This window comes from Bradyrhizobium sp. P2_E8, from assembly GCF_056403875.1.
Map to the genome: position 1 here is coordinate 1 of NZ_JBFUES010000951.1, position 2,844 is coordinate 2,844.

A 2,844-nucleotide genomic window follows, 5' to 3' on the forward strand; every position below is an offset into this window, starting at 1 on the left:
TACGCATGATCGCAGGCCTCGAGGACATCAGCGACGGCGACATCATGATCGGCGGCGACGTCGTCAACGACGTGCCGCCGAAGGACCGCGACATCGCGATGGTGTTCCAGAACTACGCGCTGTACCCGCACATGACAGTCGCCGAGAACATGTCGTTCGGACTGCGCCTGAAGCACTATCCCAAGGCCGAGATCAAGGCGCGGGTGACGGAGGCCGCACGGCTCCTCGACATCACCGACCTGATCGACCGCAAGCCGAAGCAACTCTCCGGCGGCCAGCGCCAGCGCGTCGCGATGGGTCGCGCCATCGTGCGCAATCCCAAGGTCTTCCTGTTCGACGAGCCGCTGTCCAACCTCGACGCCAAGCTGCGCGTGCAGATGCGCATCGAGATCAAGAAGGTGCACCAGAAGGTGCGCACCACGACGGTCTACGTCACCCACGACCAGGTCGAGGCGATGACGCTGGCCGACCGCGTGGTGGTGATGAACAAGGGGCGGATCGAGCAGATCGGCACGCCGAACGAGCTCTACCACAGGCCGGCGACGCGCTTCGTCGCGGGCTTCATCGGCTCACCGGCGATGAACTTCATCCCGTGCCGGCTGGAGGACGTCGGCGGCACGCTCCAGATCCGCCTCACCGATCGCATCGGCTTCGCGCTGCCGCCGGCCCGCGCCGCCCGTTACCACGCGCTGCCGCGCACCGACAAGTTCCTGCTCGGCCTCCGGCCCGAGCACCTCACCGAGGCGCATGCGCATCTGGGGCCGGGCGTCGAGACCTTCGACACCGTGCTCGACGTCACCGAGCCGATGGGGATGGAGACCCTGGTCTATTTCGGGCTCGAGGGCACGCCGGTCTGCGGCCGCGTCGATCCCAACGCCGGCGCCAAGGACGGGGCACCCATGCGTTTGGCGATGGACCTCAACAATATGCACCTGCTAAACGAAGACACCGGCGTCGTGCTGTGACGCCGGCCTAAGAAACGCGAGCAGGCAGGGAGCGATGGCGACCAACAAGAAGAAGATTTTCGTTACACAAACTTTGTCGCAAGGGGCCCGCGCCCTCCTCACCCAGCGAGACGATATCGAGCTCGTCGAATTTGCGAACCTGATCTCGGCGAAGGATTTCGAGGCACTGTTGAAGAGCCATGCCCCGGTCCATGGCGTAGCGCTCGGCGCCACCGCCTTCGGCGAGACCGAGCTCGAGGCATCCCGGGACATGAAGGTCGTGACCCGCATCGGCGTCGGCTACGACGCGTGGACGTGCCCGCCCTGTCCCGCCGCAAGGTGCCGCTGATGGTCGCGGGCAGCGCGAACTCGCCCTCGGTCGCCGAGCAGGCGCTGTTCATGATGCTGACGCTGGCAAAACGCGCGCAGGAGATGCATTCCTGCGTCAAGGACGGCAAATGGGCCGACCGGCTCGGCATGCTGCCGTTCGATCTCTACGGCAAGACGGTGCTGATCATCGGCTTCGGCCGCATCGGCACCCGCACCGCCAAGCGCTGCCTGGCGATGGAAATGAAGGTGCAGGTCTACGATCCCTACAAGCCCGCCGCCGAGATCAAGGCCGCCGGCTGCGAACCCGTCGCCGATCTTGACGCCGCGTTGCCCCATGYCGACTTCGTCACCATCCATTGTCCGAAGACGCCGGAAACGGTCGGCCTGTTCGACGCGGCCCGGATCGGCCGGATGAAGCCGAGATCCTATCTCATCAACACCGCACGCGGCGGAATCGTGAAGGAAGCAGCGCTGTACGACGCGCTCACGTCCGGAAAGCTCGCCGGCGCCGGCATCGACGTGTTCGAGGTGGAGCCGCCGCCGGTCAGCAATGAGCTGTTCGCGCTGCCCAACGTCATCATGGCCCCGCATGTCGCGGGCGTCACGGTCGAGTCGGTGAGCCGCATGAGCGAGCAGACCGCGCGCAACATCCTGAGTGTGCTGGACGGCGATCCCATCCGGCAGAACATCATCAATCAGGACGTGCTGGGCTAAGCAAACCGCAGGGCGGGCGGCTAAAGCGCGATGAATCGTCATCGCGCTTTGGATTATCGTTCGAGCATGATCTTTTCGGAAAAAACGCCGCGCACCTTTCCGGATCATGCTTTAGTCCGCCCGCCTTCGGAACGCCAGAATGCGTCCCATTTTGGTGCAGATCGAGCCCCAACTCAGCCTTAATCAAACCCGCGTAATAAGCCGAGCCGCGGCGGCAGTGGGACAGACTTGCCGGCCGCGTCGAGCTGGAGGATGGACCCTTGTCAGAAATCGACCCGACCGACCACGCACTGGCGACCATCGCCAGCATCCTGGAGCACCCCGAGCCCGTTCTCGTCGTCCGCGACGCCGAAACGGAAGCGGCGGCTGGCGATGAGGATTCGGTTGTCGACGAGCATCCGGTTGCCGATGAGCATCCGGTGGTCGAGGAGCAGCCGCTGGTGCCGGAGCACACCGATGCCGACGGCTACAGCAAGGTCGGTCCTGGGCCGATGGTGGCGATCCGCCTCAAATGGACGGTCCATCGCGGCGATGACGACCAGTTCTACGTCCACGAGACCATCGGCGAGCAGTCCGCGCCCGTGGTCAGCGGCCCAATGACGAGCGAAGCCGCGGTGCATTTCGTCGACGCGCACGAGCACGAGGCACACCGACGCTTCGAAGAGCTGCGCAGCGAGATCGCCGGCCGTAGCTCGCTCGCCGAGTTCGAGCGCAAGGGCGAAGCCTAAAGCCCGATCTAGCGCTCGCGCGGGCCGAGAAAATCCCGCTTCACGAGCTCGACGCCTGCGTGCCGCAACAGGTCGTAGGCCGTCGTGACGTGAAAGAAGAACTGCGGCATGCTGAACGTCAGCAGCAG

The 2,844-nt window shown here is 65.0% G+C and carries 3 protein-coding genes and 1 pseudogene; 3 read left to right on the top strand and 1 reads right to left on the bottom strand.

Features of this window, described 5'->3' with window-relative positions; all coding sequences use genetic code 11:
* The 3 genes and pseudogenes from AC1D00_RS34815 to AC1D00_RS34825 form a co-directional block, all read left to right on the top strand.
* On the top strand, positions 1–965 hold a 965-nt coding region (locus tag AC1D00_RS34815), incomplete at its 5' end, for an ABC transporter ATP-binding protein (RefSeq protein ID WP_477013801.1).
* A 34-nt stretch (positions 966–999) separates the two neighbouring features.
* A pseudogene (locus AC1D00_RS34820) lies at positions 1,000–1,988 on the top strand (hydroxyacid dehydrogenase).
* A gap of 260 nt (positions 1,989–2,248) precedes the next feature.
* Entirely contained in the window at positions 2,249–2,716 is a 468-nt protein-coding gene (locus AC1D00_RS34825; protein ID WP_167770920.1) for a hypothetical protein, read from the top strand.
* 8 nt (positions 2,717–2,724) lie between these two features.
* Here the strand turns inward: AC1D00_RS34825 and AC1D00_RS34830 are convergent.
* On the bottom strand, positions 2,725–2,844 hold a 120-nt coding region (locus AC1D00_RS34830), incomplete at its 5' end, for a DUF1993 family protein (RefSeq protein ID WP_477013802.1).